The 15,979-nt window shown below is 70.3% G+C and carries 18 protein-coding genes; 10 read left to right on the top strand and 8 right to left on the bottom strand.

What is annotated here, in order from left to right:
• Nucleotides 1-229: 229 nt before the first annotated feature.
• Nucleotides 230-580, bottom strand: a complete 351-nt coding sequence (locus ACZ9QC_RS42605; RefSeq protein WP_472918038.1) for a hypothetical protein — start codon at nucleotides 578-580, stop codon at nucleotides 230-232.
• Between the two features lie 54 nt (nucleotides 581-634).
• Nucleotides 635-970 carry a DUF6233 domain-containing protein gene (locus ACZ9QC_RS42600; RefSeq protein ID WP_472918037.1) on the bottom strand — a complete coding sequence of 112 codons (336 nt, stop codon included), beginning with the start codon at nucleotides 968-970 and terminating at the stop codon, nucleotides 635-637.
• 129 nt (nucleotides 971-1,099) lie between these two features.
• Here ACZ9QC_RS42600 and ACZ9QC_RS42595 point away from each other — a divergent pair, with 129 nt between their 5' ends.
• Both ACZ9QC_RS42595 and ACZ9QC_RS42590 read left to right on the top strand, forming a co-directional pair.
• Nucleotides 1,100-2,071: a DNA polymerase Y family protein gene (locus tag ACZ9QC_RS42595; protein WP_472921969.1), complete on the top strand. Its 972-nt coding sequence runs from the start codon at nucleotides 1,100-1,102 to the stop codon at nucleotides 2,069-2,071.
• 23 nt (nucleotides 2,072-2,094) lie between these two features.
• Entirely contained in the window at nucleotides 2,095-2,535 is a 441-nt protein-coding gene (locus ACZ9QC_RS42590) for a hypothetical protein (protein ID WP_472918036.1), read from the top strand.
• A gap of 39 nt (nucleotides 2,536-2,574) precedes the next feature.
• Here the strand turns inward: ACZ9QC_RS42590 and ACZ9QC_RS42585 are convergent, their stop codons facing one another.
• Nucleotides 2,575-3,555, bottom strand: a complete 981-nt coding sequence (locus ACZ9QC_RS42585) for an ATP-dependent DNA ligase (protein WP_472918035.1) — start codon at nucleotides 3,553-3,555, stop codon at nucleotides 2,575-2,577.
• An 821-nt stretch (nucleotides 3,556-4,376) separates the two neighbouring features.
• Here ACZ9QC_RS42585 and ACZ9QC_RS42580 point away from each other — a divergent pair.
• The 4 genes from ACZ9QC_RS42580 to ACZ9QC_RS42565 all read left to right on the top strand — a co-directional run bounded on the left by ACZ9QC_RS42580 (nucleotide 4,377) and on the right by ACZ9QC_RS42565 (nucleotide 7,205).
• Entirely contained in the window at nucleotides 4,377-4,598 is a 222-nt protein-coding gene (locus ACZ9QC_RS42580; protein WP_472918034.1) for a hypothetical protein, read from the top strand.
• Entirely contained in the window at nucleotides 4,595-5,503 is a 909-nt protein-coding gene (locus tag ACZ9QC_RS42575; protein ID WP_472918033.1) for a sigma-70 family RNA polymerase sigma factor, read from the top strand. The genes ACZ9QC_RS42580 and ACZ9QC_RS42575 overlap by 4 nt, the downstream gene beginning before the upstream one ends.
• Complete coding sequence (locus tag ACZ9QC_RS42570) at nucleotides 5,500-6,318, top strand: hypothetical protein (RefSeq protein ID WP_472918032.1); 819 nt, start codon at nucleotides 5,500-5,502, stop codon at nucleotides 6,316-6,318. The genes ACZ9QC_RS42575 and ACZ9QC_RS42570 overlap by 4 nt, the downstream gene beginning before the upstream one ends.
• A gap of 758 nt (nucleotides 6,319-7,076) precedes the next feature.
• Nucleotides 7,077-7,205, top strand: coding sequence for a hypothetical protein (locus ACZ9QC_RS42565; protein ID WP_472918031.1), 129 nt, complete (start codon nucleotides 7,077-7,079; stop codon nucleotides 7,203-7,205).
• An 827-nt stretch (nucleotides 7,206-8,032) separates the two neighbouring features.
• On the opposite strand, the gene ACZ9QC_RS42560 is transcribed toward ACZ9QC_RS42565, so the two are convergent.
• From ACZ9QC_RS42560 to ACZ9QC_RS42545, 4 genes are all read right to left on the bottom strand, one after another.
• Complete coding sequence (locus tag ACZ9QC_RS42560; RefSeq protein WP_472918030.1) at nucleotides 8,033-8,464, bottom strand: hypothetical protein; 432 nt, start codon at nucleotides 8,462-8,464, stop codon at nucleotides 8,033-8,035.
• An 80-nt stretch (nucleotides 8,465-8,544) separates the two neighbouring features.
• A complete protein-coding gene (locus ACZ9QC_RS42555) occupies nucleotides 8,545-9,474 on the bottom strand; it encodes a hypothetical protein (RefSeq protein ID WP_472918029.1) in 930 nt (309 codons plus the stop codon).
• Nucleotides 9,471-10,082 (bottom strand): RNA polymerase sigma factor, encoded by a 612-nt coding sequence (locus ACZ9QC_RS42550; protein WP_472918028.1) that lies wholly within the window; start codon nucleotides 10,080-10,082, stop codon nucleotides 9,471-9,473. Before ACZ9QC_RS42550 ends, ACZ9QC_RS42555 begins: the two co-directional genes overlap by 4 nt.
• Before the next feature lie 283 nt (nucleotides 10,083-10,365).
• A complete protein-coding gene (locus ACZ9QC_RS42545; protein ID WP_472918027.1) occupies nucleotides 10,366-11,694 on the bottom strand; it encodes a hypothetical protein in 1,329 nt (442 codons plus the stop codon).
• Nucleotides 11,695-11,858: 164 nt separating this feature from the next.
• Between ACZ9QC_RS42545 and ACZ9QC_RS42540 the strand changes: the two genes are divergently transcribed.
• From ACZ9QC_RS42540 to ACZ9QC_RS42525, 4 genes are read left to right on the top strand one after another with little or no spacing between them, the layout of a single operon-like run.
• Nucleotides 11,859-12,008 (top strand): hypothetical protein, encoded by a 150-nt coding sequence (locus ACZ9QC_RS42540; protein ID WP_179382408.1) that lies wholly within the window; start codon nucleotides 11,859-11,861, stop codon nucleotides 12,006-12,008.
• A gap of 21 nt (nucleotides 12,009-12,029) precedes the next feature.
• Nucleotides 12,030-13,202: a JmjC domain-containing protein gene (locus ACZ9QC_RS42535; RefSeq protein WP_472918026.1), complete on the top strand. Its 1,173-nt coding sequence runs from the start codon at nucleotides 12,030-12,032 to the stop codon at nucleotides 13,200-13,202.
• Nucleotides 13,202-14,110, top strand: a complete 909-nt coding sequence (locus tag ACZ9QC_RS42530; protein ID WP_472918025.1) for an aldo/keto reductase — start codon at nucleotides 13,202-13,204, stop codon at nucleotides 14,108-14,110. Before ACZ9QC_RS42535 ends, ACZ9QC_RS42530 begins: the two co-directional genes overlap by 1 nt.
• A complete protein-coding gene (locus ACZ9QC_RS42525; protein WP_472918024.1) occupies nucleotides 14,091-14,933 on the top strand; it encodes a hypothetical protein in 843 nt (280 codons plus the stop codon). The genes ACZ9QC_RS42530 and ACZ9QC_RS42525 overlap by 20 nt, the downstream gene beginning before the upstream one ends.
• Here ACZ9QC_RS42525 and ACZ9QC_RS42520 read toward each other — a convergent pair.
• Entirely contained in the window at nucleotides 14,872-15,702 is an 831-nt protein-coding gene (locus tag ACZ9QC_RS42520) for a helix-turn-helix domain-containing protein (protein ID WP_472918023.1), read from the bottom strand. The genes ACZ9QC_RS42525 and ACZ9QC_RS42520 overlap by 62 nt on opposite strands.
• Nucleotides 15,703-15,979: the final 277 nt, after the last annotated feature.

The following is a 15,979-nucleotide window of genomic DNA, read 5'->3' as shown; positions in this document are numbered from 1 at the left end:
CGTCCTGGAGTCCGCCCAGGTCACCACGGGCGTGTGGCTTGGTCGGACCGCTGACATCCCCGTTGCGACCCCCTTCGCCCATGCCCTGGCTGGAGTTGAGGATGAGGGAGGGCGGGATGGGCGGCGCGGACGCTGCCGGGGATCGGGGCGCGTTCGCCGGTGCTGCGCGCCGGGCGGGCCGACGTGCTGGTGCCGCCGACGGGGCGGCGGCCGGGGAAGCGGTGGGCGGCTAGCTGGAGGCGTCGGCCATCTGCTGCTCGTGGTGGTGCTTGAGCGCGTCACGGGCCGCGAGGACGTCGGCCGGGGCGAGCTCGCTCCAGTACGCATGCGTGAGGATCGCCGCGGCGAGTTCGACTTCCCGCGCCCGTAGCCGGGCGATCTCCGCCGCGTCCTGAGGATCCCAGCCTGGTGAAGCGGGGCGGGACGACTGCCGCCAGGCGTTCTCGTGCGTCTCCCACGCGTCCAGCGGTTCGGCCGACCACGGCACCCGCCGGTAGACGGTCTGCAGTTCAGCGCGGACCTGACGGAGTTCGTCTTGAGCGTCGGTCAGGTCTGGGGGAAAGTCGTACGAGGCTGGCACGAGGCAAAGGTACTGCTGTTCGAGCCGCTTCCGGCGGAACCACCCCTGCGCTTTTTACTCGATGCCGAGGTGCAGGTCGGGCTCGCAGTGTGTGCAGCCGCGCAGGCCTGCGGTGAGGAGTCGGCGGGCTTCGTCGCGGCCGACCGCGCGGCGTCGTTTGCCGGCCGCGTAGCAGCCGCGGGCGTGGACGGCGAGGGGCGGGCGGCCGACGCCGATGCCGAGTTCGACGAACCAGTCCGGCTCTGCGGGCCGCCGCTGCCGTCCGCGCTCGATCTCGGCCTCCCGCTGCTCGAGGGTGGCGATCTTGGCGTCGATGCGTGCCAGCCACATGGCGTGCCACACCCGCAAGGTGTGCAGTCGCCCCAGGTCAGGCGGCAGGTCATCGAACACGTTCCGTCCCAGGCGTCTCGCCGCGAGCTTCATCCTCTCGCGTGTTCGAATTCTAGTTCGATAACGTGGGGTGTGGAGGAGGTGGGTGCGGTGGATACGGGTGAAGCGGGGTTCGGGGTGTCGACGGTGATGCATGTGCGCTGTCCGGACCGACTGCCGGAGGAGGTCTACCGGCAGGTCCTGGAGCTGCTCGCGGACCTGTCTCCGGTGGTGCAGGCGCTGCCGCCGTCGGCCGCTCTGGTGGAGCTGAAGGGTGCGTTGAAGTACCACGGTGTGCCGGCCCGGCGCCTGGGGGAGGTGCTGCGGGTGCGGACGGTGGCCCGGCTTGGTGTCGACGTCCGGGTGGGTATCGGCCCGAGCATCACCGTTGCCGCCACCGCCTCCGCACAGGTCCCGGCCCCGGGCGGCGTTCTGGCCGTCGAGCCCGGCGAGGTCACCGACTGGCTCGGACCGCTGCCGGTCGAGGCCCTCCACGGCATCGGCCCCCGCCAGGCGGAAACGCTGCGCGGTTACGGCATCCACTGCGTCGGCCTGCTCGCCACGGTGCCGCCGGCCACCGTCCAGCGCCTGTTGGGCGGCCGCGCCGGACGCCTGGCCGCCGACCGGGCCCGCGGTATCGACCCCCGACCCGTCACCCCCCGCACCCTGCCCGCCTCCGCCACCACCCGCTGCACCTTCCCCCGCCACACCCTGGACGGAGCCGAAGTCCGCGCGGCCCTACTCGGCCTCGTCGTCCAGCTCGGACAGGACCTGCGCCACCGAGGCCAAGTCGCTCGGGCCCTGAAGCTGACTTTGAAGTTCGCCGGCGGCGCCACCTGGGAGACCACCCGGCGCCTGCCCGAGGCCTCCGCCCACGATGAGGACCTGCGTACGCTCGCGTACCGGATGATGGACGCCGCCGGACTGCAGCGTGGCCGCCTGACCGGCCTCTCCCTCAAGGGCGAGGACCTCGTCGACGCCGACCAGGTCGCCCTCCAGATCAGCCTCGACCAGAAGCGCCAGGACCGGCTGACGGCGGAGGCCGTCAGCGACCGCATCCGCGCCAAGTTCGGCCCCGACGCCATCGGCCCGGCCACCACCCACCTACGCCACGCCTCCTGAACCCGCCCGGGAGGCGACGGATCTTGCTGCTGCACCCGCCGGGCCTGCTGCCGTACGAGCTGCTGCCGCACTGGCCCTACGCCCAAGCCGTCGACCAGGCCCTCACCGAGCACGGCATCCCGCCGGGCTCCGTCCGTGTCGAACGCACCGGCCGTGAGCACGGCGAGACGATGTACATCGTGCTCGCCTGGGACGTCAGCCGGACCGTCCGCCCCGGCGGCATCCGCCTGACCTGGGCGGAGGAGACCGGCTGGTCGTACGCCTTCCTCGGGGCGCGGGGACGCGTGCTCCCCCGCGGCCCCGTGGTCCCGCTCCGCCGCGTCTTCGCGACGCCCTATGCGGTCGTCGAGACGGTCGGCACCCTCGTGCGCACCCGCCGAACGCCGTCCGGCGAGCACGGTGGCGAGTGGGAAGGAGCCCACGCCGTACGGGAGGCGATCACGACGTTCCGCGCACAGGCGTGACCGCCCCGCCCGTGCGCGGCCGGGGCGAGACCGGCGAGCTCACTGCGGTCGTGACGTCAGGCGGGGGATGTCGGTGGGGGAGAGGTCGGGGCGGGCGCGGTGCCAGCGTGCGGGATGCCGCCACCGGCCGGAAGCATCCCGGGCAACGTCGACGCCGACCTCGACCACCAGCTCGGGTTCCACCAGCGTGACGTTCAGCTTTTCCTGGCTGCCCCATCCGGCGGAGAACGACCAGCCTGCCCACGGATGTCCGGGCCGTCCTCGAGCGAGCAGGTTGGCGACCGCAGCACCTGCCGCCTGGGCGAGGGTGGTGGTGCGGCCGACGTACTGAAGGCGGCCTTGGTCGTCGTACCTGCCGAGCAGCAGCGTGCCGGGCGCGGTCAGGGAACCGGTGACCGCGCCGACGATCGCCTCGCTCGTCTGGCGGACCTTGTACTTCTGCCAGCCCCTCACCGAGGGCTTGTAGGCGTCGTCCAGCCTTTTGAAGACCACGCCCTCCACCCCGACCGACGCCCACGTCAGCCACTCGCGCACGAGGTCGGCCTCGGTGGTCGACGGGCACAGCGCCCACGGCGCGATGAGCCGGCCGGCGGCGAAGACGGACTCCAGCGCGTCCCGGCGCCGCCGGTAGGCCCATCCGGTCGTGTCCGTTCCGGACAGGCGCAGCAGATCGAACGCGACGAAGTGGGCCGGCCACTCCTGCGCGGCCCGGGCCGCCCCGGCGCCGCGCCGGGTGAGCCGGTGCTGTACCCGCTCGAACGCGAGGCGGCCTACGGCGTCCCAGACGACGAGCTCGCCGTCGAGCGCGGTCGCATCCGGCAACTGGGCGGCCCCGGCCACGATCTCCGGAAAGGAGGCGGCCATCTCGGTGCCGCGCCTCGAGCGCAGCACCACCCGGTCGGCATCGACGGAGAGGAGGGCCCGGAACCCGTCCCACTTCGGTTCACCCGCCCACCCCGGCGCTAGAGCAGGATCGGACACAGGGGCGGCGAGCATCGGTTCCGGCAGCGTCCAGGTCACAGCCCCATGCCTTCCACCAGACCCGCCGGTCACAAAACGAGTGGCGCGAACGTACCGACCGCCGGCCCGACCACAGCAGAGCGCGTTGGAGCCCCCCGTCTGCCGCGCGGCGACATCTCTTGTGCCAACCCTTGAAGCCGACGGCCTCGTCCGGGGACGGCAGGGGCGGGCCTTGCCTCCACCTCGGGCCAGGCCCGGTCCCCGCATGCGGTGACGAGTGCGCGTCCGTGTCCCAATAGCTTGGCGACGCCTTCGGGGAGCCTCTTGCGCGGTAGGCCGGCTTTCTTCATGGTGCGCCGTAGGGTCTTCGCCCTGGTCGTGCAGGGGCCGGAGGCGGTTTGCCGTCAGTGTCGCGGGCGTTGTCAGTGGGGTGGTCTACGGTGCTCGTGTCCCGGCACGGGACTGTGCTCTCGCCTGGCCTTAGGGCTGGCCAGGCGAGAGCGGCATGGCCCGCTTCCCCCCTTTGACGGGTTGGCACGGGGGCGGGCCCTTCCGGATGGAAGGCCGACACCAACGGCGTCTGTTCTATTGACGTCTCTTCGACGTGCAATTGCAAGGAAATCCGGGAACTTCCACTCGTCCGCGCGCCTGCTTGCGTTTTTGACCGACGCGGTTCCGCGAGGCGTTCGGATGGGGGTCGGTGATCGCCATTGTTCCGTGATTCCTTGATCACGTGGCGTCACAACTCCCTTTCTGTCCATGCTGGTTCACCTCCCCGGGCACGGCGGTTTGGCACCCGCCTGCCTGGGGCGCGCGGCGGTCCTTTTCGGATGGGGCCGCCGCGTCCCTGAGGCCGACCTTCCGACAGCGGAGGAACTTGTATGAAGACCCGTCAGATAGTCGTCATCGCGGTCACGGCAACGGTGTTCGCCTGGAGCGTGGTGCTGGTCGCCGTCGGCCAGACGGCCGCTGCGGTAGCCTCGCTCGCTCCGGCCCTCGCCCTGACCGTGCAGCAGATCGTGCACGCCTCCCGTTCCCACACCGCGCCCGGCACCGGCAACCGCGTGCACGCGGCCACGGACAAGGAGGACGACGCCCCGTGATCACCCCTGCCGAACCGCCGCTCCCACCAGGCAGACCGTTCATCGTCCGCCCGGGCCGCAAACTCGGACCGATCGCCTCGTCCGTCGGCAGCGCCCACAGGGCCTGGCTGGACCCGATGCGCGAGAGCTACCTCGCCAGCGGCCTGACCCTGAGCGATCTCAGCATGCGCGTGCGGTTCGCCAAGTCCAAGCTCTCCGAACTGCTGCGCGGTGTCGGTCTCTACCCTCGCTGGGAGATCGTCTTCCTTCTGGCCACCGAACTGGGCATGCCGAATTGGCCCCTGTACCGGCTGTGGTGCCAGGCCGCTCTCGAAGCCCACAGGAGCAGCGAGTGGGTCGACGACTGCACCGAACGGACCCCCATTCTGACCGCCACCCACGCGCCCCCGCCCTTGGACCACCACGCGTTCCGCGAACTCGTCGAACTGGACTACCTCCTCTACGCCCAGGTCTTCCTCGACGACGACCGGCGCGACGCCGCCGTGTCCAACACCTTCGACATCCTCTGGCTGTCCTGGGACGACGCCCTGGCCAGCCAGGACACCCGCCGCTACGCCTGGATGGCCCTGCGTGCCACGGTCATGGCCAGCACCCCGCACCGGGATGGACGGCCCGAACTGGGCATGGCCGCCTTCGACACCGCCGTCCTCCAGTCCCTCGCCGATCCGGCCGACCACCTGGAGCAGATCATCGAGAGCCTGAAGCTGTTCGCGGCCATGAGCCGCCTGCCCGGCAGCCAGCTCGATGTCATGGTGCTGCGCTGGCTGTTGAAACGCCCGCCCGAGACCGTCTCCGCCCTCCTGGGCGTGCCGCTGGCCACCGTCCGCTCCGACGAGCGTCACGCCACCCGCTTCCTGGAGAGCGTCCTGTGTCCGCCGCCCTCGACCGAAGGGATCACCCCGTGACCGGCATCGAAGAACTCCTCTCCAGAGCCGCGCTCGTCCGCGAGCGCACCCTGCCGCGCGACATCGTCCACCCAACGTCCGCGCCCGATGCCGACCACCCCGGCCACGACTCCCCGGGTGGCAGCCGCCACGCGGCGGCTGAAGACCTGCGTACCCTGTGCGAAACACTCGTCTCGCACACCCCACCGGGCACCGTGGCGAAGTTCGTCACCGACCAAGTCCCCGAGCCTCGTGCTGCCCTGGTCCTGGCGTGTGTCCTGCAGCTGACCGACACGGACGAAGGCGCTCGCTTCTGGTGGCAGTACGCCGCCGGCGCCGGACAGGCCGCCGCCGCCTACTGCCTCTACCTCCACCACCTGGCGCTGGGGGAGGGGGACACCGCCGACTTCTGGCACCGGCAGACCGACGACGTCCAGCCCCCACCCCAACCCCCCGCGGTCGACGAGGGCGGCACCTGGCACCCGGCAGAACACCGCATCACCAGCACGACCACCACCCACTTCATGCGGGTCCTTGGCCACCTCGCCAAGCAGACCGTCCGCTCCCGGCCCGCCGGAGTCAGCAAGCTCATGGCCTACATCCCCATGGCCGTCACGGCCGGCTACCTCCGGGAGCCCGACACCGAGCTCCCGCTGCCCGGCCACGAGTTCGCCCGCCGCATCAACAGCATCCTCGCCGCGGCCGATCATCCCTCCATCTGGGGTCGCCGCCCCAGCCGCCCCGCCCCCGGCCCGTATGCATCACCGGACACCAGGGCGGCCGATCGTGAGCGCAGGCAGACGACCCCCGAGCAGATGGGCACCGTGAAACGCTGAGCATCGCAGCCGACCGTGCAGGCCCTGGCAGCGGCCGGGGCCTGCTCCCAGCCGCTGCCAGGGCGGGGTTGCGGGTGATGGCGTCGGCGCCGCTTGCCCTCGAAAGCCAGCTCCGCACCTGGGCAGAGGAGCTGTGCGACCGCTGAGATGGATGAGGGGCCGGTCGGTAACCGGCCCCTCGACGCGCATGTGCGCCTCACGTCACCTCGTTCTCTTTGCCGGGAGCGAGAGGTGCCGCGTACCCAGTGAGCACAAGACCGAAGAGCGAGGTCCGGAGCGGATCTCACCAACCGTCATAGATCGTAACCCTGAGTTGCTCAGTGTCACCTGTGCGTGACAACTGTAACCCCGGCTTCCCCATGTAACCGCGAGGGGTCCCCGCCTGCCAGTAAATGACCAGGTCAGACGAGTGCATGGACCGCTCGGGTGGCGGGATTCACACAGCTGCTCAGCGCACGCGCACCGACCATCTACTGGGGTTCGACCGACGATCCCCCCAAAGGGTTGCCCCAAAGTGCACTTCTTCACAGCTCGAAATGTGGCTGCGCTCTGACCTGCAGTGACGGGGAACGAAATGCCGACGGCCGAAACGGAGCGGACCAACACCCACAACAATGGCTCTCCACAGCCACGACCGAAGACCTCTGCCGGGAGCGACGGGCGTGCTGTGTCCAGATGAGCACGAGACCGAGGAGGCATACATGGCCACCGGGCGCGAGACGCCCGTACCGACACGCAACTCGAGGAAACCGAAGAAGATGCGCATCCAGATCGGCGACGACCTGGACGTGACCGTCGGGATCTACATCTCCTCCAGGGCCATAGCCCTCCTCTGTTCGGCCCTCGCGGCCTGCGGAGGCTACGGGGGATACCTCATCCAGCGCTAGGGCGGAACCGGTGGCGCTTCAGTCTCCGGGCTGGAGCGCCACCCCACCCATCCGTTTGCTTGCGGTATGCAGATCACCGCTGGCCTCCACACGATCGACCCGTACCGCGGCCAGCTGTGGCAACAGCTCTTCCAGCCGTATCGCACACACCACCAGGATTACGCCGCCAACCAGCCGACACCCAGGCCAGTTGACCCGATCACCGGTTACGAAAATCTTGGAAGACCCGTTGGCTGGACAGACCCACCCGACGCTGTTCGTCTAACTGGCCGGGTACGTCGGACAGATCAGCCCCACACTGGGCATGCCCGACCCGGACCGCGTGGAGCTGGAGCGCGTCGCCCAGAAGCTCCATGACGAAGCGACGTCGCCGAGCCCCAAGCCGGGCCTGATTGGCAGTTCACGACCCAGGTCAAGGCCATGCTGGTTGGCTTCGAACGAGTCTTCTGGCCCCAGTTGAACGAGATCTCTGGCCCCTCTTGGCGATCTACCCCGAGCAGCGTCGACCGGAAGTTCTGGCGCTACCTCGAGCCTTTTGAGCACCCTGCCGGGTGGGGCCACTTTTCCTGGACATCGGTTTCCCGATCAAGGGGCTGGGGCCGGCCGAGTCGGTCAGGTGGGGCCGGAGAACCTGGTCGTGGCCAGCTGGTGGATGCCGGAGCGACGGCGGCCGCCCAGGTTGGCATTCAGATGGCCGAGCAGGCCCTGGGCACGCTCGTGTAGAACGCATGCGCCGCAGGATAGGAGCCCCGGGACATCAGTCATGATGCCCGGGGCTCCTGCCGTGACGGCCACGACTTCGGGAAGGCGGGGGCGAGCGCTCCCGCTCAGCGCCACCTGTCGATGAGGCGAAGTCCGAGGTCGTAGGCCATGCCCATTCCGACTAGGGCGATGGCGGGCCAAGTCGAGGTGCCTGCGCTGTTTTCCACGATCAGACTGTAGGCGAGCCATGTGCTGGCGGTGCCGACGCCGAGCGCTGAGCCGCGCGGTAGCGGCGGCAGCCACACGTTCACCGCCTTCTTCTTCCATCCGCGCCCGGCAAGGCCGCCCTCCACCGGGACGGCAGGCACCTCGGCCGTCGCGGTGGTCCCGGCCTTGACGGTCCCGGGTGCCGTGGGCATCTGGGCCGCGGTTTCCGCGATGTCGGCGAGCACGGCCGAGGGGATGGCGGGTTTGTTCGTCTTGGACTTGTTCCTCGCCTTGGCGTCGGGGTTCGTGCGACCCTTGGACGGCATAGCGGTCTCCTTCTGCAGGTTCATTGTCGTGTTCCTTGGAGGGCGCTGCGATCGGTCCGTTGCTTCCTGCGGCCTAGGAACCAGGGAGGCGACGGACCGTCGTGCTACAAGCGGGTCATGTCGCGGTCCTTCCACTCATGGAGCGCCGACCCGCTCCGCGTCGGCTGCGCAGGCGTGTCGGCCCGCGCCCGCGCCGCCGCCCGTACTTCCGCCTCGCTGGCCTTCTCCTCCCGCGCGCGCTGCCGCGACCCGAATGCGACGCAGCCCCTAATCAGCCCCCTAATCAGCCGCCTAATCAGCTCCCCAACATGTACGAGTGCGATGACGAACGTGGCGTAGGCCGCCACGGTGAGGGCCAGCACGTACCAGGGAACTGAATCGGTTTCGATTGCACGGTCCAGCTCCGCACGAGTGGGGAACAGGATGGACAACAGCATTGAGCACAGCGTTGAGCACATGAACATCAGCCCGAGGACCATCCCGGACTTGAGCGGTGTCCAGGATTCGCCGATACCGAGCATCCGCTTCCAGGACGGACGCGTGCGATCACGCCGACGCATCCTGCGCTTGTCGCGCAGCCGCCGGCGCCGGGCCGACGGCGTGCTGACACGCTCTTCTCGGCGGGACGGCGAAGTGACCGTGTAGATGTCAGTGTCGACCGTCAACTCGATCTCGGGGGCTGAGCGGACGGACACCCTGAACTCGGCGTCGGGTCCGGGAAGGTAGTTGAGCTTCTCGGAGTTTTGGTGGCCGTTGGTGATGGAGTTCAGTGCCGGTTCGGCCGGGGTTTCCAGCTCGATCCGCGAGGCCATCTCGAAGACCTCGTCCAGCCGGGGCGTGACGTGGAGGTCCGCCGGAACCTCCCACAGGGCTTCGTTGTCCACGGCCTCGTCCTGGGCCAGAGCCTCGATGGCATCGTGGAGCCGGTCGCCGGTCAGGACATCGTCTCCGTCGATGCCGAGCACGTACTTCCAGGCGCGCTGATGCAGTACCCGCTTGAATTCGGATCCCTCTGTGCCCTCCAACTTGTTCATGCCGCCCCCTCCTCTCGTGCCGGCTTGACGTCCTTGACCACGGCCACGGGCCTCAGATCGGGAGCGCGCTGTCCGATCAGCCGGGCGGCGTGCTGCCGGGCCCTGTGGGAATGGACCCGTTCGGTGCCCTTGGGCACGCCCTTGAGCGCGGCGCGCTCCTCGATGTCGAAGCCGTCGCTCTCCAAGGCGAGTGATGCCTTGTACTGGTGCGCGAGTTCGCGTAGCGCCTCGCAGATCCGCTCGCGTTCCTCCTTGGCCGCGTAGACCAGGTGCGGGGTCAGCGCCGGCGCCGCGACCGCCTGGCGGTCCGGAAGGGAGTCCTCGATGTGCAGGCCGAGCTTCTCCACCAGTTCGCGACCGGAGATCAGCGCCCTGATCGCGGTGCTGGAGAGATTGGCGAGGACCCCACGGAAGTACCGGACGGGATCATGCACGGGCTTCCCGCCCTTGGCTGCCTGGAAGATCACCGCCATGGCCGCTTGCGTCAGGTCGTAGGCGTCGTCCTCCGACAAGCCCCGCCGACGGCACATTGCGACGCCGCTCGACAGGTGCGCGCGGTAGAACCGCGTGAAGACCACCGGATCGGCGAGCGTTTCGTCATCCGTCATGGCCACCTGCCTGACCTGCTCGTACCCATCACGCGCCTGCCTCCAGACCGCCGACTTCGACGTGGCCGCACCGTACGGCCTCAATGAGTAGTGCGGAAGCAGGTCCCACGCGTTACAGCTGTGCCGGAAAAACTCCAAAGCGACCCGCACGCCCTCGGTCTGACGCCCTGACTACGCGAACGCGCTGGTACGCCTGAGCATCACCGCCAGGTCCAAGGGCAGCGAATGGACCGTCCCGCTGGAGGCCCCCCGTCACCATCGAGGGCGACCCCTGACCGCTGGGTCAAGCAGCGAGGACGTCCCGGAGCTCACGCACAGCGTCCTCGCGGTGGTGCTGGGCGGGGATCGCCTCGTACAGGTCCAGCGCGCGGCGGCGGACCAGCCCGGTGCGGTAGCCGTCCGGGAGCGCGGTCAGGGCGGTGATGGTGCGGTGGCAGGCCTGCTCGGTGTCGCCGTTGTGGTGGGCGCAGGCGGCGGCGTCGATGTTCAGCAGGGTGCGCGTCATGCTGCTGGTCGGGGCGGAGAGTTCCAGTGCGCGCTGCTGGCTCTCATGGGCGCGGGTCGTGTCTCCGAGGGTGGTGTAGGCGTGGCTGAGGTGCACGTGATGTTTCTGTTCGCTGTAGGTCAGCCACGTGTCCGACCGATCGCCCTCGGGGAGCCGGTCCATGAGGGCGTCGGCTGCGGCCAGCGCGGCGCGGGCCTGCTCGGGCTGGTGGTTGAGGGCGTAGGCGCGGGCGGCGACGGCGGCCGCGAGGGTCGCCGCTGCGGTCGGCCGGGCCCCGGCAAAGTGGCGGGCCTGTTCGGCGAGGCCGGCCGCCGCCTTCGGGGCGCCGTAGTTGAGCGGCACCATCGCCTCGCGGGCGCGGACCCAGGCGTGCAGCTGGTCGTCGCCGGATTCGGCGGCGGCCCGGGCGGCGGTGGCGAACCAGGCGCGGGACTCGCGGCGGCTCCCCAGGTCGTGTAAGACGATCGCGGTCATCCCGGCCATCTGCCCGGCCGTCCGGCACAGCCTGGCCCGGATGGGGGCGGGCTGCGGGACGGTGAGCAGCGGGCGCAGGGTCGTGAAGTCGGCGACCAGGTCGGCCAGGACACGGGTGGGCTGCTGTCCGTGGTAGCCGTACCCGTAGCTCTCGGCTGCGGCCTCGAGGTCGGCGAGGTCCTGGGGAGCGTCGGGGGAGAGGGTCTGGTCGACGTCGGTCCGGGCGGCGGTGAGGGCGGCGAGCGCCGGGGCGGTGAGGCCGGCGGCGAGCGCGCCACGAAGCAGGTTGCGGCGCTTCATCGGATCATCTCCATGGTGGGACTCCGTGCTGAGAGCGGCGGTGTCTTCCCAGGGTTGCGCAGCGAGGCCCAGTAGGGCACCGGGAATGCGCAGACCGGCGGCGATTCGCTCGACGGTGGCCAGTGCGGTGACCGAGGCCGTGCCGCGGGCGATCTGGCTGACGCGCTCGGACTTGAGCGCGCACGCTTCGGCGATCCGGTTGAAGGAGATGCCCACGCCGTGCGCCATCGCGAAGACCACGGAGAAGTCCCTGTCCTGCAAGGCCCTGACGAAGACGGGATCGGCCAGCAGACGGCGCGGAACCTGGGCGGGTGACGGCGGTAAGTCGTCCACAAGTCCCCCTGAAAGCCCGTGGAATGACGCTGCGTCAGCCCAACGACCATACCCACCCTGGGGCCCCCATGGAGGGGTTAGCGCCAGCCGTTGTCGTGGCTGTACTGGCGGGTGTCGCGGCCGCGGCTGTCCAGGGCCCGGCCGACCGATCAGGAGGAGGACCCATGCAGAGTCCCGTCCAGCCCCCGCCCGCCACGTCCGGGCCTTCGACCGGCGGCCTGGTCCGCTCCCGTCGGCTGATCGTCGCCGCCCGGGGCCGCAACGCCATCCCCTCGGACGGCGGCGGCACCGGCAAGAGCGACGGCAACGACTGACGGACCGGGAGCCCTGACGCGATGACGGATGTGTCCATCGCGGCATGCCTGGGCGAGGACTTCCTCGCCCAGGCACTGCACCGCGAATACCGCCACGTACCCGGCGCGCTCGATGTCGCCGGACTGATGACCTGGGACGACCTCAACCACATCCTGGCCGCCCACCGCCTTGAGCCGCCGCGCATGCGGCTCTCCCGCAACGGCGAGACGCTGCTGGCCGGCGGATACACCGCCCCGGTGGCCACCCGCCGCCACACTGTCTGGCACCGCCTCCACCCCGCCGAACTGCACGCCCGCCTTCAGGAGGGCGCGTCCCTCGCCCTGGACAGCGTCGACGAACTCCACCCGCCGATCGCCCGGCTCGCCGAAGCGATCGAGCGCCGTCTGCGCACCCGCGTGCAGGCGAACCTCTACGCCTCGTGGACCAGCACCGAGGGCTTCGGTGTCCACTGGGACGACCACGACACTGTCATCGTCCAGCTGGACGGCGCCAAACGGTGGCGGATCTACGGCACCACCCGCCCCTACCCGCTGTACCGCGACATCGAGGACCCCGGCGAGGCACCCACCGAACCGGTCGCCGACCTGGTCCTGCACCCCGGCGATGTGCTGTACGTGCCGCGTGGTGTGTGGCACGCGGTCTCCACCGACCAGGGCACCCGCTCCCTGCATGTCACCTGCGGCCTGCAGACCCACACGGCGACGGACCTGATGGCGTGGGTGTGCGAGCAGCTGCTCACGCACGAGGACTGGCGGCGCGACCTGCCGCTGCTCGCCGCGCCGGACGTCCAGGCCGACGCCGTGGACGGGATGCGCAAGCGGCTCGCCGAACTGCTGGACGACCCGACGCTGCTCGCCCGCTACCAGGTCGCGATGGACGGCCAGGCCGTCGGCCGGATGGTGCCGAGCCTGCCGTACATCGACGGCACCCCGGCCGACCCCGGGCTGCGAGTGCGGCTGACCACGGCCCGCGCCGTGCTGGACGTCGGCGAGGACGTGGTGACGCTGTCCGCCGCCGGGAGCACGTTCGAGTTCGCCCCGGCCGCTGAGGCGGTGCTGCGCCCGCTGGTAGAGGGCGGCACCGTGGACCTGGCGACGCTCGCCGACGCGGCCGGCCTGGATGTGCAGGACGTCGCCGGGCTGGTCCAGGAGCTCGTGGCCGGGCAGGCCGCGACGGTGGGGAGCCTTCTGTGATGGCACAGCTCGCTCTGGGCACCTACCGGTGCCGGGCGATCCCGGAGGCGGCTGCCCGTGCGGCCGCCTCCGGCGCGCAGTGGATCGACACCGCCCCCAACTACGCCACCGGCCGCGCGCAGACTCTGCTCGCCCCGGCCCTGGCCGCCCACCCATTCCTGCGGGTCTCCACGAAGGCCGGCTACTTCACGGCCGCCACCGGTGCCGAAGCCGTGAACGCCGGGGCCCTCACCGAGGACCAGGCCCCGGCCGGGCACAGCCTCGCCCCCGACTACGTGCGCTGGCAGACCGGCCGCAACCGCGAGCAGCTCGGGCGCGACCGGCTGGACCTGGTCCTGCTGCACAACCCCGAGCGCGCCCACCCCGGCGACCGCCCCGCACTGCACCGGGCGATCCGGGACGCCTTCGCTGTCCTCGAGGAAGCCGTGGCGGCCGGGCACGTGACCGGGTACGGCGTCGCCACGTGGGCGGGCCTGGAAGAGGAGGCGTTCACGGTGGGGGAGCTGCTCGCCCTGGCCGCCGAAGCCGCCGACGGACAACAGCATCACCTGGTCGCCATCCAGCTGCCGGTCAACCTGGTGATGATGACGCCGATCGTGCAGGCCCTTCACGGACAGGGGCCGCTCCCGGCCGCCGCCGACGCGGAACTGCGGGTGATGGCGTCGGCCCCGCTGCACGGCGGGGACCTCCCCGGCATGGTCGACCAGGACCTCGCCGACCTCATCCGGCCGGGCCTGACGCCCGCACAGGCGTGCGTCCTCGCCGTCGCGTCATGCCCAGGGGTGACGGACGTCCTTCTGGCCGCCTCCGGTGCGCCACACTGGAAGGAGGCGGCCGACGCCGTCGCTCAACCCTCCCTGACCGCCGCCAAGTTGCGGGAGATCACTGGTGTACTCGCCTCCCCCTGACCCGGACACCGAACAGCGCATGCGCGCCCACCACGCGCACACGGCGAGGGCCCTGGACGTCCAGGTGGAGCCGGGCGCGGAGTTCTGGGGTTGGGCCGGGCGCACCCTGGGTGCCCCGGCCCGCACCGCTACAGGCGCGCCGGTATGGCTCCGGCTGGTGTCCGCGCCGGAGGACAAGGCCGCGGGGAAGCTGTGGGACGGCGCCCTCGATGCCCAGCACGCCTTCGGCGATCTCGACGGTCACCGGCCCGCCCTCCTGGCCGTCCATGACGCCGTCGACGACGGCACCGCCTACCGGGCGGAACTGTCGGTGCGCGTCGACGAGCCGGTCCTGTCCGGCGACCCGATCCTCCAGCACGACCTCCAGCTGCCGGACTCCTGGTGGAAGGAGCTCGCCGGGACGATGGAGAAGGTGTCGGCCGTCGACACCGACCGCGTCGCCGTACGGCAGCAGTACATGGAGCGGGCCATCCCCGAGTTCGTCGGCATCCCAGCCCCGGCCGTCTCCAGCTGGACCACAGCCCATGCGGATCTGCACTGGGCGAACCTCACTTCGCCGCTGCGCCTGCTGGACTGGGAGGGATGGGGCCAGGCTCCGGAGGGGTTCGACAGCGCCACGCTCTACGCCTACTCGCTGCTGAAGCCGGACACCGCCGCCCGCGTCCGCGCCGTCTTCCCCTTGCTGGGCAGCCCGGCCGGCCTCGCCGCCGAAGCGACCGTGTGCGCACAGCTGCTCCAGACCGTGAGCCGCGGGGACAACCTCACTCTCGAAGGCCCGCTGCGGGACTGGTCCGAGGAACTGCGCCGCCGCCAGTCTGCGTAGACGACTGGTCGTCCGTGCAGGCGCGCAGGTACTGGTGAACACGAGCCCGGAGCTTGGTGATGTATGCGTCCACGTCGCTCTTGACGTAGTCGTAGACCGCGTCGTGGTCCTTCATCTCGTATGCGGGGACGGTGATGAACGCTCGGAGTAACGGGCTGGTGGCCAGATAGAGGGCCAGCTGAGGAAGGCCCTCCGCGGTGGCAAGTTCCTTCACTTTATCGAGGAAGAAGTTCACCTCGGTGACCCCGTAGGCGGGCTCCGAGTAGTTGAGCAGGGGCGAGGGCGCCCTCATCTCTTCTCCGGCCGTCTCTAACTCGGCCCGCCGGAATTCAGGGGTCGGCATCGTGGCCAGGAAGTCGAAGTAGGCATCCGCTATGCGGCGCTCACGGCGCCGGTCTCCCATCTCTTCCTGTTCCAGGGATTCCTGAAGGGAGCGCACCTGGCCGTGGAGCCGGTCCACTTCGGCTCCGAGCGCGTCGATCTGCTCCTGCACGTTCTTGGCGTTGCCCCGCTCCGTGCGGGGCCGGGCGTCGTTAAGCGGCGACCACGCATTCACCCAGGGCCTGGTGTCCTGGCCGCAGGCGCGGACCAGCTGTTCCAGGGTGCGCTGCTGCGGCCAGTTCTTCCCCGCCGTGATGCCGCGCACCGTGTTCCCCGAGAGGCCGGCCTTCTTGGCGATGTCTTCGGGGCTCTTGCCGGTCTCGGAGACCAACCGCCGCAGCGCCTGGGTGAACTCTTCCGGCGTACGCGCCCCATCCGGGTCGGCCATAACTCCCCCTCAATGCTCCGCAATTTCCGCAGATCGTAGAAGTCGCGGCGGCTTCCCATCAGGGCTTTTGCCACACGTGGCCGCAACCTCGTCCGACGTCGATCACTTCGCGCCACCTGCGAGCGGCACCGACCTACAAACGTGTCATCACTCGCCGATGAACACGGAGACCTACATGTCGCTGTACGAGATCGCTGCTGAGATCGGCCGCGGCCTGCTTACTCAGCTACCGTCCGCGCTGCTCGTGGCCCTAACCACGGCTGGTCTCACGACAGCC

The organism is Streptomyces sp. HUAS MS02, from assembly GCF_055702265.1.
The sequence above is the reverse complement of the archived record's forward strand: the minus strand, read 5'-3'. Positions and strand labels throughout refer to the sequence as shown.

What these genes read in the sequence shown, in the direction of transcription:
- ACZ9QC_RS42560 (WP_472918030.1), bottom strand. Translation starts at nt 8,464, where the DNA reads ATGAACCTGCAGAAGGAGACCGCTATGCCGTCCAAGGGTCGCACGAAC.
- ACZ9QC_RS42550 (WP_472918028.1), bottom strand. Translation starts at nt 10,082, where the DNA reads ATGACGGATGACGAAACGCTCGCCGATCCGGTGGTCTTCACGCGGTTC.
- ACZ9QC_RS42535 (WP_472918026.1), top strand. Translation starts at nt 12,030, where the DNA reads ATGACGGATGTGTCCATCGCGGCATGCCTGGGCGAGGACTTCCTCGCC.
- ACZ9QC_RS42530 (WP_472918025.1), top strand. Translation starts at nt 13,202, where the DNA reads ATGGCACAGCTCGCTCTGGGCACCTACCGGTGCCGGGCGATCCCGGAG.
- ACZ9QC_RS42520 (WP_472918023.1), bottom strand. Translation starts at nt 15,702, where the DNA reads ATGGCCGACCCGGATGGGGCGCGTACGCCGGAAGAGTTCACCCAGGCG.
- ACZ9QC_RS42540 (WP_179382408.1), top strand. Translation starts at nt 11,859, where the DNA reads ATGCAGAGTCCCGTCCAGCCCCCGCCCGCCACGTCCGGGCCTTCGACC.
- ACZ9QC_RS42580 (WP_472918034.1), top strand. Translation starts at nt 4,377, where the DNA reads ATGAAGACCCGTCAGATAGTCGTCATCGCGGTCACGGCAACGGTGTTC.
- ACZ9QC_RS42565 (WP_472918031.1), top strand. Translation starts at nt 7,077, where the DNA reads ATGCGCATCCAGATCGGCGACGACCTGGACGTGACCGTCGGGATCTAC.
- ACZ9QC_RS42595 (WP_472921969.1), top strand. Translation starts at nt 1,100, where the DNA reads ATGCATGTGCGCTGTCCGGACCGACTGCCGGAGGAGGTCTACCGGCAG.
- ACZ9QC_RS42555 (WP_472918029.1), bottom strand. Translation starts at nt 9,474, where the DNA reads ATGAACAAGTTGGAGGGCACAGAGGGATCCGAATTCAAGCGGGTACTG.